Annotated in this window: 16 protein-coding genes; 3 read left to right on the top strand and 13 right to left on the bottom strand. The window is 33.3% G+C overall.

All coding sequences use genetic code 11. The features are described 5' to 3' along the window. Positions 1-69: 69 nt before the first annotated feature. The 3 genes from AC6CH4_RS06560 to AC6CH4_RS06550 all read right to left on the bottom strand — a co-directional run bounded on the left by AC6CH4_RS06560 (position 70) and on the right by AC6CH4_RS06550 (position 2,236). Entirely contained in the window at positions 70-309 is a 240-nt protein-coding gene (locus tag AC6CH4_RS06560) for a hypothetical protein (protein WP_498101302.1), read from the bottom strand. A gap of 255 nt (positions 310-564) precedes the next feature. Further along, positions 565-1,383, bottom strand: a complete 819-nt coding sequence (locus AC6CH4_RS06555) for an alpha/beta fold hydrolase (protein WP_498101300.1) — start codon at positions 1,381-1,383, stop codon at positions 565-567. An 82-nt stretch (positions 1,384-1,465) separates the two neighbouring features. Then, a complete protein-coding gene (locus AC6CH4_RS06550; RefSeq protein WP_498101298.1) occupies positions 1,466-2,236 on the bottom strand; it encodes an alpha/beta hydrolase in 771 nt (256 codons plus the stop codon). Between the two features lie 393 nt (positions 2,237-2,629). On the opposite strand from AC6CH4_RS06550, the gene AC6CH4_RS06545 reads away from it, so the two are divergent. Then, a complete protein-coding gene (locus tag AC6CH4_RS06545) occupies positions 2,630-3,064 on the top strand; it encodes a DUF6326 family protein (RefSeq protein WP_498101296.1) in 435 nt (144 codons plus the stop codon). 11 nt (positions 3,065-3,075) lie between these two features. Beyond that, complete coding sequence (locus AC6CH4_RS06540) at positions 3,076-3,768, top strand: DUF4386 domain-containing protein (RefSeq protein WP_498101294.1); 693 nt, start codon at positions 3,076-3,078, stop codon at positions 3,766-3,768. A 116-nt stretch (positions 3,769-3,884) separates the two neighbouring features. Here the strand turns inward: AC6CH4_RS06540 and AC6CH4_RS06535 are convergent, their stop codons facing one another. The 10 genes from AC6CH4_RS06535 to AC6CH4_RS06490 all read right to left on the bottom strand — a co-directional run bounded on the left by AC6CH4_RS06535 (position 3,885) and on the right by AC6CH4_RS06490 (position 12,045). Beyond that, positions 3,885-4,529 carry an NAD(P)H-binding protein gene (locus AC6CH4_RS06535; protein WP_498101292.1) on the bottom strand — a complete coding sequence of 215 codons (645 nt, stop codon included), beginning with the start codon at positions 4,527-4,529 and terminating at the stop codon, positions 3,885-3,887. A 9-nt stretch (positions 4,530-4,538) separates the two neighbouring features. Next, on the bottom strand, positions 4,539-5,579 hold the full coding sequence (locus AC6CH4_RS06530) for an adenylate/guanylate cyclase domain-containing protein (RefSeq protein WP_498101290.1): 1,041 nt from the start codon (positions 5,577-5,579) through the stop codon (positions 4,539-4,541). A gap of 168 nt (positions 5,580-5,747) precedes the next feature. After that, positions 5,748-6,857 (bottom strand): alkene reductase, encoded by a 1,110-nt coding sequence (locus AC6CH4_RS06525; RefSeq protein WP_498101288.1) that lies wholly within the window; start codon positions 6,855-6,857, stop codon positions 5,748-5,750. Positions 6,858-6,943: 86 nt separating this feature from the next. Next, complete coding sequence (locus AC6CH4_RS06520) at positions 6,944-7,768, bottom strand: DJ-1/PfpI/YhbO family deglycase/protease (RefSeq protein ID WP_498101286.1); 825 nt, start codon at positions 7,766-7,768, stop codon at positions 6,944-6,946. A gap of 50 nt (positions 7,769-7,818) precedes the next feature. After that, positions 7,819-8,601, bottom strand: a complete 783-nt coding sequence (locus AC6CH4_RS06515) for a putative quinol monooxygenase (RefSeq protein ID WP_498101284.1) — start codon at positions 8,599-8,601, stop codon at positions 7,819-7,821. Between the two features lie 23 nt (positions 8,602-8,624). Then, positions 8,625-8,840: a 2TM domain-containing protein gene (locus AC6CH4_RS06510; protein ID WP_498101282.1), complete on the bottom strand. Its 216-nt coding sequence runs from the start codon at positions 8,838-8,840 to the stop codon at positions 8,625-8,627. Between the two features lie 27 nt (positions 8,841-8,867). Beyond that, positions 8,868-9,455, bottom strand: coding sequence for an NAD(P)H-dependent oxidoreductase (locus AC6CH4_RS06505; protein ID WP_498101280.1), 588 nt, complete (start codon positions 9,453-9,455; stop codon positions 8,868-8,870). A gap of 74 nt (positions 9,456-9,529) precedes the next feature. After that, on the bottom strand, positions 9,530-10,120 hold the full coding sequence (locus tag AC6CH4_RS06500; RefSeq protein ID WP_498101278.1) for a Crp/Fnr family transcriptional regulator: 591 nt from the start codon (positions 10,118-10,120) through the stop codon (positions 9,530-9,532). A 229-nt stretch (positions 10,121-10,349) separates the two neighbouring features. Beyond that, complete coding sequence (locus AC6CH4_RS06495; RefSeq protein WP_498101276.1) at positions 10,350-11,402, bottom strand: aldo/keto reductase; 1,053 nt, start codon at positions 11,400-11,402, stop codon at positions 10,350-10,352. A gap of 58 nt (positions 11,403-11,460) precedes the next feature. Then, complete coding sequence (locus tag AC6CH4_RS06490; protein ID WP_498101274.1) at positions 11,461-12,045, bottom strand: TetR/AcrR family transcriptional regulator; 585 nt, start codon at positions 12,043-12,045, stop codon at positions 11,461-11,463. Between the two features lie 585 nt (positions 12,046-12,630). Here AC6CH4_RS06490 and AC6CH4_RS06485 point away from each other — a divergent pair. After that, the gene (locus AC6CH4_RS06485) at positions 12,631-13,368 is read left to right on the top strand and encodes a hypothetical protein (protein ID WP_498101272.1); all 738 of its coding nucleotides are present in this window, start codon (positions 12,631-12,633) and stop codon (positions 13,366-13,368) included. Positions 13,369-13,746 lie beyond the last annotated feature (378 nt).

Genomic DNA, 13,746 nt, shown 5'->3' with positions numbered 1-13,746 from the left:
TTCAAAAAAGCTGTTTCATATTATAAAATGAAACAATAATCAGCGACAGTTTTTGAAACAAATGGAAATCTAAACTTTCTTTAATAAATAAAACAGTATCTCTTCTTCAAGTTCTTTTGATAAATTTTCGCATTTTAATTTTTGATTAAAACTTTTTTCAAATTTTTTCTTGAGCTTTTCTGTTTTTATTTTACTATGACAATAGTCGTCGCAGATCGTTTTGAATTTATCATCAATGAGATACAGAATTTTAATGGATTCCATAAACTCAGCAAATTTCGCATTATAAAGTTCTTCAGGGATCGACATATCTTATTGGTTTAAGTAGATAACACCATCTAAGTTACAACTATAAGAAACAAGTATTTTACTAAAGATGTTTCAATCTATAACTTGAAACAACTACAATAAATTTCTGTCTACTATAACTGACTAAATAGATCGTACAACGCCCTGTCAGGCTGATTTATAATACAAAAAAGAATATTATATAAAAACTACAATGAAAAAAGCTCCATTTTTAATGGAGCTTTTGTAGTTATTATTCTTTAATAGCCTCTCTTTTTAAGACTTAATAAAAGCCAAAATATCTGCATTAATAGTTGGTGCATCTGTCGTTGGCATTCCATGGCATAAACCTGGATAGGTAATCAATTTTCCATTTTTCACAAGTTTAGCTGCTCTTAAAGCTGTTGGCACATACGGAACAATTTGATCGTCTTCTCCATGCAGAATAAGTACTGGCTTGTCAACACTTTTTAAATCTTCAGTAAAATCAGTCTCGGAAAAAGCTTTTATACAGTCGTAATGTGCCTTAATTCCGCCCATCATTCCCTGACGCCACCAATTATCCTGAATTCCTTTTTTCACATCAGCTCCTTCTCTATTGTATCCGTAAAACGGAAAAGTTAAATCTTGATAAAATTGTTGTCTGTTATTGCCCGTATTAAAACGAATATCATCAAATACTGCAATCGGAACTCCATCTGGATTATTGTCGTTCAGTACCATATAAGGCGTTACTGCACTAATCAATATTACTTTTGCTACTCTGCTTCCGTATTTAGCAGCATATCTTATCGCTTCTCCGCCTCCTGTTGAATGTCCTATATGTATGGCATCTTTCAAATTTAAAAATTCGGTAAGTTGTGCTACATCAGCTGCATACGTATCCATCTCATTGCCGGTATAGGTTTGTGTAGATCTGCCATGCCCGCGTCTGTCATGTGCAATAACTCTGAATCCCTGATCTAAGAAAAACAACATTTGCGCATCCCAATCATCTGCAGATAATGGCCAGCCGTGATGAAAAAAAATAGGCTGTCCTGTTCCCCAATCTTTATAATAAAGTTCTGTTCCGTCTTTTACTGTAAACTTGCTCATTTTAGTTTCTTTTAATGTTTATAAATGATTTAAAATTGAATCTGACTTTGTAATCTAAGTTACTAAAAACCGTTACAAAAAATTATAGTTTTTCATACCAGTCTAAAATATAGTCGGCCACCACTTCCCATCCTTTTTCTCCGCAGATGAAGTGGCTCTTTCCCTGAAAAATCTTTAAATCGACACGGCTATTTTTGTCTTTATACTTATTTGCCAAGGTTGTTGTAAGCGATGGTGGGAAAATATTGTCGCTACCACCACCAATAAATAAAATAGGCTCATGTGGTTTTCTAAAATCAATATTAGAAAAAGAGTTTAGGACTAATTCACGACTTACTTTAAAACTTTCCGGAACAGCAAAACTTTCAAAAGCATGCGCTCTTTCATCAGAAGGTGTGGTATTGAAAAAACATTTATCGTACCATTCGCGGCTTCCCATAAAATAGTCTTTCCCGGAAAAAAAACCAAATGCAGGTAGTACTGATTTTAATGTTTGAAGCGGCGGAAATACATTTTTGGGAGGTGCACCATCTATACTGACGGCTGCGGCTGCCTTACCCAATTCTAATAATTTCATAGCTGCCATTCCTGCCATAGAATGTCCAATGATTAATGGTTTTTCAGGCAGACTGTCGATCAGTTTAGAAATGTTGTCCACCACATCTATAAACCCTGTTTTAGTAAGTGCAGGATGTACCTGATTTCTTAAAGCTGCAGGATTTCCTTCATGTCCCGGATTAGCTGGTGTATAAACAGTATACCCTTTTTGTTCATAATGGCTTTTCCAATTTGACCAGGTAACGTCATTTACAAAGTTTCCATGAATCAGAATTATTGATTTTGATTTTGTCATACGATTAAATATTTAATGAGTAATAAAATATTGCCTATGATAATTTTACATTTTATTGACCGTTCTAAAAATTGCTTTTTAAATAAATCAATAAATTTTACTGCCTTGAAGAAAGGGGAGCAATCAACGTACCTAAGATACAAATAACTTATTACCAACAAGTTAAATGAAATACGTTTTTTTATTTTTTACTACATTTCGTTAATTAATACAAATTTTCACGAAATATAAGAAGAAGAGAAAAAGCGGTCTATTCTCAACAATCCCTGATTAAAATATTTTCGATAATGCTCTAGTTTCATTCATTAAATTTACTTTAATAATTAACTGTAACATTATCAGCTACTAAACGTCTTATTAAAAGTTTAAAAACAGATTTAAAACCTCTAAAAGATGAAAAAAACTATTCTTGAAGATTTCAAAATCAATGTAAAAATTAAACTTGCCTTTTTATGGGCATCTGTAACATTTTTATATCTCTACGGTGACTATTTCGAACTTTATGTACCTGGCAAAACAACAGGTATTATTGACGGAAGCAGTTTACTTAATAATCCCCAAAAATTATTTCTGGCTTCTTTATTATTAGCAATTCCGGCACTGATGGTTGGTTTGTCAGTTTCATTAAAACCATTAATAAACAAATGGCTTAATATTATATTTGGCCTTCTTTTTACAGCTATTATGTTGTTAATTGCAGTTACATCAATTTCGGAATGGAGATCTTTTTATGTTTTATATGCAATTATAGAAAGTATAGTTACTTCAATAATTGTCTGGAAAGCCTTTAATTGGCCCAAACAAACTAACTTACAAGAAACCATCTAAATAATTTCAAAATGACATCAAATAAAAAAAAGGCCAGAATTGCCGGTTTACTATATCTCGTTGTCGTGTTAACTGGTTTTTTCAGTCTGGCTTATGTACCTTCCAAACTTATTTTTTGGGATAATCCAACGGAGACTTTTACTGCGATAAAGGCATCTCAAACACTTTTCAGATTTGGAATTGTAAGTGGTATAATCTGTTATATTTTCTTTTTAATGTTGCCTATTGCGCTTTATAAACTCCTTGCGCCGGTCAATGAATTACACGCAAAATTGATGGTTCTTTTAGCCATAATTAGTGTTCCTGTTTCATTTTTAAATATCCAAAATAAATTCAGTGTCCTGTCTCTCATCAATGGCGAAAATTATACTGTTTTTACAAATGAACAATTGAAATCTCAGGTAATGTTTTATCTCAATCAATATGATAATGGCATTTTAATGGTTTCGATATTTTGGGGACTATGGTTGTTTCCGTTTGGTTATTTAGTTTACAAGTCAGACTTTTTACCTAAAATTTTTGGAGTTTTATTGATAATGGGATGCTTTGGTTACCTCATAAATTTTTTCGGTAATACTTTAATCCCTGGTTATGCTGATTTTGGTTTCTCTAAATATGTAAGCATCCCTTCGGCTTTGGGAGAAATTGGAATCTGTTTGTGGCTTCTTATTATTGGCGCAAAAGAAAAGACTGCATTAACATAATATGTTTAGATTTTACAGGACAAAAGTTTTCTATCCAAAAAGGGACTTGAATAAATATCAAACAGAGAACATTTACAGCAGGAATATTTTCTGCGAATTAAACCAATTTTCATGCATTATTCACCAAAAGGGAATATTTCATCAAGTGAAATTATATGATTGCCTTTTGGTAATACTTTCGGTGCCTTTGCTAATTTCCTCGCTAATAAAGCTGTTGGCAATGGTTTAAATTTCTGAAATAAACCTACTGCATTAACAAATTTCAGAATGTTTCCCATAATTTTTTCACCAAATCGATCAGTGTCTTGTCTTAAAAGCAATCCGGGTTTGAAAATAATATATTGCTCGAAATTAAGCGCTGTAATCTCATCTTCGAGTTTTCCTTTAATTTGAGAATAAAAAACCTTGCTTTGTGCAGAAGCCCCATAGGCAGATAACAAAACAAAAGACGGAACTCCGTTTTCTTTTGCTAATCTTGCAAACGTTACAGGAATATCAAAGTCTATTTTGGTTTGATTTTCTTTTGAACCGGCAGCTTTAAGAGTTGTTCCTAAACAAGAAAAAAAGACATCACCAACTATCAATTCTTTATGAGAATAAATATTTGAAAAATCGATAATTTGTTCTGTCAATTTGGGATGTCGCTTCCCTATTGCTCTTCTAACAAAAACCGTAACAGATGTATAAGCTGCATCTGCTAAAAGTTCGTCAACCAAAAATTCTCCTGTTGAACCTGTCGCGCCAATAACTAATGCTTTCATAATATAAATTTAAAAATTAAAATCAACTGTGTAAAGCTTCATAGGCTTTGCTTTACCTCTTAAAAGTATTTCACCCTGATGTGTGTGTATAATTAACAGATCCTCAGGAAGTATCTCTTTTATTGCTTCCGAAATTACAAAATCATGATCGAAATCATTGCATTTACATTGAATTCTGGAGGTTGTATTAAGAAGATCGCCATGATAGACAATTTCTTTTTTTACCTTTCCAACCCAGGTTGTCACTGCAGTCCCCATGTGCATGCCTGCTTTAAACTTCGGAACTATATTGTAATTCATTAAATAGTATTCCTCTTTATTTTTAATACATTGCTTAAGCAGATAAAAACAATACAAACAACGCTCTTCCTTTAGACCTACAGCTGTTTTCCATGTCAGGATAATTTCGTCTCCGGCATATTGATAAACTTCTGCACGCGAAGCCAGAATTGCATTTGTAAAGTCATTAAATAAATCCTGCAATAATTTACTATAAAGAATATCTCCGAGCTGCTCAGCCAATGTAGTGGATGATTTTACATCAACAAACATAAAAATTCGCTCTTCCTGAATGGGGTGATGATATCGACCCGTAAAATAATTTGAAAAGAATCTGCTGCTTAGCAGACTGCTTATTTCTAAAAACAGAATTAAAAAGATGGATGCTCCAAGCGAAAACAGAAAATCTTCAATCAATCGATCATTCCTATATTTAATTACAACTTCCTGATAGGAAAGCTGCCCCAACATTTCCTCAAAAATGATAACAAAAAAAAGTAAAAACAGCAATATGGTTAAGCTGTAAATAAGTGCTTTAAAGATCATTGTCTTTATAAACGAATATTTATCAAAATTCAGAGATCTTTCAAATGTTATGACAATAAGACTGATAAAAATTCCAATCATCGTGCCGGGCAAAAGTTTTAAATAAGCATAACCTGATCCGGCATCAGTAACGGCAGCGTAAAGTAAACCCAATATTCCTCCGGCAATGATCGCTTTAAAAATTAGGCTGTACTTTTTATAGAAAGGTATCTTTGGTAATTCCATATAATACATTCTGATGAATTTCAAGAAACTTTCGTTCCTAATCAAAAGTAATACAGAATGTTAAGCACAACAAATTAATTACAACAATATACAAATGAATTTGTCTGTATTAGAAAACGGTAACAAACACTGCTGTTACCGCTTGCAAAAGATGCTAACTATTTAGATTTAAACAGTTACAAACTGTCTATACGTTTCCCAATCTGTATAACCATGTGCCCCTAATCCGTAATGCAAATCACGATTTGGAGGAGTTAATTCCCAATTGTTCTCTAAACGTTCTACTAAATCCGGATTCGATATAAAAGGTTCTCCAAATCCCGCAATATCAATTATTCCGGCATTAATAAGTTCTTCTGATTTTTCTCTGTTCATACCACCAGCCAAAATGATTACACCATCATACCAGGAACGAAAACGCTCGATAAAACCATCAGGCAAAGCATGACTTCCTTTTGAAAGTTGATCCATTAAATGGATGTAAACGATGTTTCTTTTCTTTAATTCTTTGGCCAGATATTGATAAGTGGCTTCTATTTCATCATAATGAGGTAAATCTCCCAAACCACCGTAAGGTGTTAGTCTGATCCCGACTTTTTCATTACCAACTGCCTCTATAAATGAGTCAACAATTTCTAATAAAAATCTTGAACGATTTTCGATATTGCCACCATATTCATCTGTACGGTTGTTTACAAAAGGGTTTAAAAATTGTTCTACCAAATAACCATTTGCTCCGTGTATTTCTACTCCGTCAAAACCTGCTTCAATGGCATTTTTAGCCGCATTTGTAAAATCATTTACAACATCCTTAACTTCATTTGAAGAAAGCGCTTTTGGCTTTGATGCTGGTACAAAACCTTCAACACCGTTTTCATCATATCCCCAGGCTGAAGTATTTTTTGCCTGAATATCAGATGGCCCAACTGGCGCAATTCCGTTTGGTTGGTTTGAAGTGTGAGACACTCTGCCTACATGCCATAATTGCGAGAATATTGTACTGCCTTTTTTGTGTACTGCATCCGTTACTTTTTTCCACCCTTCAACCTGTTCTTCTGTATACAATCCTGGAATATAAAGCACTCCTTTTGCTGTTGGAGAAATTGCTGTTCCTTCAGTAATAATTAAACCAGCCCCTGCCCGTTGTGCATAGCACAATTCACTGTTTTCGTTTGGAATACCATTTTCATTTCTCGCTCTTGTCATAGGTGCCATCAAAATGCGATTTTTTAATTGTAAAAAACCAATCTGTGCCGGTTTAAAAATATCTGTCTTCATAATTATTTATGCTAAAATTTATTGTTTTTGTTTTGATGATTTGATAGTGGAGAAAATTAATAACTCCACTATCAAGTCTTCTGCAATTATTTTTTAATCAACCAGCTTTCAACAGCTCTTGAAAAATCGGCGACATCAATTGGATGTCTGCTTGTAATTATATTTCCATCAGTTACAACTGGCTGTTCCAATACAGTTGCACCCGCATTTTTCAAATCAGATTGAATGTTCCAGTATCCTGTTAGTTTTCTTCCTTTTAATATATCTGCAGATGCCAATACAACCGGAGCGTGACAAATAGCAGCAATCAATTTTCCTGATTTATTGAAGTCCTGAATGAATTTAATAACGTCTTTGTCATAACGAAGATTATCCGGATTCCAGGCACCACCCGGAATAAATACAGCATCATAATCGCTTACCTTTATCTGATCTGCCGTACGGTCAAATTTTATCCAGCCCACTGGTTGTAAGTATTGAATAGCCATTACATGTGTTTTTGACATTTCAGGAAATGCGAGTCCGTATCTTTCAGGAGCAGGATTGTACTTCGGAGCAACTATTTCCACATCAGCTCCCAATTCTTTGAAATACCATACTGGTCCGGTCAATTCAATTTCTTCAAAACCGTCTGCTACAATAACAGCTATTTTTTTTCCTTTAAGAATTGTTTTGTCTTTTACAGGAGTAAAGAAGAAATCTTTTAAAGCTTCATTTCCTGGTGCGTTTAACAATTTTGATACCGGCATAGTTACAACCGCTGTTTGAGTAGCCAATTGATTCACAACTTCTAACTCATGAGAATAATTTGTTTTCATTTCTTTAGTTTTTACTGTTAACTGAGCTTCTGCATTAACTACAGCAAATACACTTAATATACCTGCAGCAATGATTTGATTAATTGTTTTCATTTTCTTTAGATTTAAATATTAATAATTGCACTTAAAATTTAATTTTGATGTTATTCGCGAGTAAGCGGTGCAAATTCGATTAAGTTGCGAATTCCGTCTTGAAAAGGCTGTTTCTTTATACTCGTGTTTAAGTAATCAATCACAGGCTGAATGGGCGGAAAATTCAAATGATACTCAAATGCCTCATTACTTCTGAATTTTTCAAAAGTCACAAACTGAGTTTTATCGTCAGTTAGTTGTGATAATTGATACGTTACTACACCAGGCTCACTTCTAAATTGAGGCATAGCCGTGTGATAAACCGCTTTGAAATTTTCTTCAGTACCCGCCTTCGCATCTACAAAAAGCATGATTGTTAACTGTTTATCTTCTGCTTTACTGACTCTTCTCCATTCTTGTTTCGAAATGGGTTCTAAGTCTTTTACATAGATTATTTTTTCAGGCTTAACTAATGCTGATTTTTCTAAGGCGATTACAGCTTTGGATTTTGAATTGTTTTTAAATTTGGTCAATTCTTTTTCATTGATCCAACGCTCAAACAACCAAATTATAGTCTGATTATCTTGTTCAAAATAAGCCTCTGACATAATATTACTATCATTTAGAAGCGATTCTAAAACATAATCACTTACGGCTTTCTGAAATTTCTCCTGAAATTCCTTTTTTACCTCATAACGGGTGATTTTTGCTATCATTTCTTGATTTTTAGGTCCTTCAGACGTTACTTTCCCTTTAGATAAATTTTGTGCTGTTGCAAATGCACCACACGATACAAATAGCGCTGTAAAAATTACTGCCATTTGTGAAATTGAGAGATGTGTTTTTGCTTTCATACCTTTTACTTTTTAAGAGTTAATTATTTTCTTTTAAAAACAAAAACACCCAAATAATGAAACAGTAAACCTATTCCCCACGCTGCAGTTTGCCATACAGGCCATAGATAATTTCTGTCTGTAAAAAACCATATTAGCCAAATGGCAGGAATAGTTAATGCGAATACTAATAAGTGAATTCTGAAACCTTTTTTTGGATTGATTTGAGCAACTGTGTGCTCGTTTGCTAAATGTCTCATGATGTTTGATTTTATTAATTGATTAAATTATTTAAGTTGTTTTCCTAATTGTTCTACTTTTTTTAACCACTTATTTCGTTGGCTTTCAGTTGATTTTATCATGAAACCAAAAGTGGAAAATTTGATAGGGTCAAATCCTACGTAACCGAAAACAATGTTTTTGAGAATTTGATATTGTGAGGCACGATAGATGAGATAAAACCACCATTTTGGCGTATCCATCGTAACCAGAAGTCTTAAGCTTTTTCCTTTTAAAAGTTTTTCAGGGAATATTTTTCCTGAATGATGTTTGAATGCGAAATCAGGTAACAGAATCCTGTCTATAAATCCTTTGGTAATGGCAGGCATAAAACCCCACCAGTTTGGATAAGACAGGACAATATGATCTGCCCATAAGATAAGTTCCTGCGAACGGATTAAATCTTCTTCAAGTTGTAGATTTTCTCCGTTTTTATATCCATCAGAAAGATTTACATTGAAATCTAATTGGGATATATAGATCGTTTTGCAGTTTGCTCCTGCCGCTTCTGCTCCCTTTCTGTAAGCGTCTAATAATGCATTACAAAAAGAATTTTCAGAAGGATGTCCAAGTATAAGTAGGATGTTCGTTTTCATTGCAGTTCATTTAATTTGACACTGCAAAGATTTTAAATAATGAAGAGGGGCACCTGACACAAAAGTGTCAAAAACTATTTATGTGCTAATTTTTGTCGAATTCTTGTAAGCGATTGTCTCTCAATGCCAAGAAAGCTACAAAGATGAGAAACGGATATTCTGTTAAACAGATCTGAATTATGTTTGATGAAATCAATATAGCGCTCTTCAGCGGTTTGAAATATGAAGCTTTCAATACGGACTTGTTGTCGTTTTAAAACTTCTTCGGCAACTAATCTGCCATATTTTTCAAAACCTGATAAGTTTTCATAAATCCATTGCAGAGCTTCATAGGAAATGCAAACCATAGTAGTTGGTTCTAAACATTGAATGGAATATTTGCTTGGTTGTTGGGTAATAAAAGCAGGATAATGTGTAGCATACTCGCCTCCTGCATAAAAACCAACGGTAATTTCATTTCCGTCATTATCTACAAAAGAAGAACGCACTAATCCTTTTGCTATAAAACCTAATGATTTTTGTATTTTACCCGATTTGAGAAAGAAATCTTTTTTATTTAGTTCCTGAAATGTAAATTTTGAAGCATACTGTGAGAGCTCATCTTCAGTTATATTAGGGCAAATTTCTCTAACTGATTTTAAAAATATTTCCTCTCCTGATTCCATCGTATGATCGGTTTTAATTTACATTTCTATCAAAACTATACTTAAAGCACTGGTATATAACATTTAACACAATTCTGATAACATCATAACAAAAGTAAAAAAAATAGAATATTCCAGCATAAAATTTTATAAATCTGCTTTAACATAAAAAATGCTAAACTCTTCGTTTAGCATTTTTTATTCTTTATTTATCCTATTTGTCTGGAAATTTCTCTTAATTCCTGAGCTTTTATACTTTATGTTTTACTTCTACAAGTCCTGTACTTTCTCCAAATATACTTTTTTGACTTTCTGAAATCATACTATGCGGATATCCCAGATCAATTGTACTAAGTTTATTAAGGAGTTCAATTTCCTGCTCAGAGAGTGTAATATTCAATGAATTCAAATTATCAACAAGCTGTTGCTCATTTCTTGGACCTAATATGGTTACAGTTGACAATCCACTATTATCGTGCTTTTGTCTTAACCAGGCTAAGGCTATATCTAATATTTTGGCTTCTTTTTCATTGGCAATATTTTCAAGCGCATTTAAAATTTCTGTTTCCCTGTTTCCAGTTTCACCTTTTAGTAATGCACCACCCCACGCCTGCTGTCTTGATGGTTCATTTTGAAGATTGGAACGGTATTTTCCTGTCAGCGTTCCGCCAGCTAATGGCGACCAAAATGCAGCTCCCAGACCTAATGACTCTGCCATAGGCAGTAATTCACGGTCAGCACCTCTTTCAATAAGGTTATATTCTATTTGTATTCCCGCAACTGGTGCCCAGCCACGAAGATCAGCCAGCAGTGCCGCATTTGCGATTTTCCATGCAGGGAAATTTGAGAATCCGGTATATAGAATCTTACCCTGGCGTACTAAATCATCCATCGCTCTCATGATTTCTTCAATTGGAGTTTGTCCATCAGAAAGATGAGCCCAATAAATATCCAAATAATCGGTATCTAATCGTTTTAAGCTTTGCTCAACAGAATGAATGATATTCTTTCTGCTATTTCCTGTAGTCAATAATGTAGATCCTCCGGTAGAGAATTTAGAAGAAAGTATTAAATCGTGGCGTTTCTCTTTAATAAGATTTCCAAGGATTTCTTCTGATTGTCCCACTTGGTAACCATCGGCTGTATCAATAAAATTACCTCCCGCTTCAATATATTTATTGAATATATTTTTTGAGGTTTCTTCGTCAGAACCATGTCCCCAACGTGTTCCAAAGTTTCCTGTTCCTAATGCCAGTTCCGATACTCTTAGTCCGGTTTTCTGTCCAAAAATTTTGTATTTCATAATATAAAAAGTTTAAATTTTATTCTGTACCAATCAGTACAAAATTTGTTAAAAAAAATCACCCGATCATATCGAGATTAAATTTTATTAGAGCCGCCAAAGAAGCGTCGTTCATATTCATTCGTCTGGTAATATTAATTCCGTTCCATAAATTAAGCAGATGACTTCCGAGAAGCTCAGCACTTTTATCTGTTTTGATAACATTTTTGTCTTTACTTGTCTGAATGACATCAACAAATATTTTTTCCAACTCAAAGAGAAGTTTTGCTATCATTTTTCGGGTATATTCATCCTTTGCTGCCATTTCAACTAAAGCATTTCCCATGAAACATCCCTTTGCTTTATTTATATTGGCATTGTCTGAAAGTTCAAGAAAAAAAGACTTTAAATACTCAAAAGGGTTTTCACTTTCAGCAATTTCTTTTTTCAATCGTGAAAGCAAATTAGATGCAAACTGCTGTAACGATTTTTCGTAAAGTTCTTTTTTTCCACCTTTAAAAAAAAGATAGAAACTCCCCTTTCCAATCCCCATCGCTTTTAACAATTCTTCAGCAGAAGCAGCTTCATATCCTTTTTCCCAAAAGACCTGAGCGGCTTTTGAAATTACTTCCTGTTCATCGAATATTTTAGGTCTTCCAGCCATTTTTGAATTAATTATGAAACAAAGATATAATTTTGTACCATTTAGTACAAAATACAATTCTGAATTTAACAAAAAATTAAGAAATCATCATGAATCTGTATTATATTTCTGTAATAATATATGATAATTCTTTAAAACTTCTTACTTCCATTTTCTATATTTAATTGATTATCAATATAATTAAGAGTTTTAAAAAATAAAGAACTTAAAAATCAATTTTATTATGGGGTTAAAAACACAATATCCCGTCGCACAGCGATCACAGGTATGGGAGCAGTATTTGTTTTTTTATCTATGTGTAACTTCCGGCAATGATGCTAGCTATGCCACAGGACTAATCTATGGTTCTAGCGGTGGCGAAGGAAATCCTTAAAATTAAAATTTTCATCACAAAAGCTGATCCTACAAAAAAATCTATTTCATGGTAGAAATGGGATTTTTTATGGCATAATTTTTCTACTATTTTCCTTTACCAAAACTTGTCAGAAAGTTTAAATTGTTATATTTACTTTTTTAGCTGACAAAATACACGGTATAAACATTCAATTTCTATACTGCTGGGTCAATTAATTTTAAGAAGTCATAATGGAAAAACATATAGAATCAGTAGCCTCGTTACCTCTGGAAAATAATCCAATTACATATCCTCAAATAAAAAAAGCCGATTTATTACCAGATCCGGAATCTCGCTTAGATTCTATGGAAATGAAGGAAACACCGCTTAGTGATTCCACTATTCCCTATAGAGATTTGACGAACGTTGACAGTAAAAAAGAAAGTATTCACCAACTGATTGCTAAATTGGATGTTGAAAATAGCCTTAGATATCAAAGAACAGTTGAAGATACCTATTGCAATGTGTACTCTTATGATTATTGCTATTTCTCAAAAGTCTATCTTCCAACAGTTTGGTGGACAGCTGAATCTCTTGAAAAAATGGCAGAAGGACAAGAAGTCGAAGCTATTTTTGAAAAAACGGTAGATCGAATTTACTCTAGCGCCATAACTGATTGGTTTTCAGAATGGGGACCGAATTTTGGCTGGAAGAAAATGTTTACTGCCGATGAAATTCAGAATAAGGTAAATGAAAATGGCGGAATCGGAATTATTTGTGCCAAAAGAAGAATAAGAGGACTTTCCGGACATATCGTTCCGGTTGTTCCGGAAACCGATTTACACAAAGCGTATCGCGAAAATGGTGTAGTAGTTTATCCGTTACAATCGCAGGCAGGAAAACTGAATTACAATTACTTTTCAGAAGTAAGAAAAGACTGGTGGAATGATGAATTATATTCGGATTTTGTGTTTTACTATCATGACTAAATAAAGCCTACAAACCTCCTGCTCAAACATTCAAAAAAATAATTGATTTTCAGCGTGTTAACCACTTGGAAATACGATAATAAAAAACTACTTTTGCAACTTGGAAAATACAGGAATAGCGAAATATAACAATCAGGCTATTCATCTGCTTAAATTATTGATATAAAAGTAATTAATGATTATTATAGTTTTATAAGCCCCTTTATAAAATTTTACTTTTTCATCAGTCATTCAGTTGATACAAGTGCAAAATTCCTGAAACTAAAACATACATTTCTAAAATTTTAAAAGGATCCTAAAACTTTTTGAATGGAGGCAACAATTCTGCTATCCATTAAAGATTTTTTGTCTCTGGTTTTGAATCCTTAGATCTGTGTT

The sequence above is a fragment of the Flavobacterium sp. GQ95 genome (assembly GCF_059758655.1).
The sequence above is the reverse complement of the archived record's forward strand: the minus strand, read 5'-3'. Positions and strand labels throughout refer to the sequence as shown.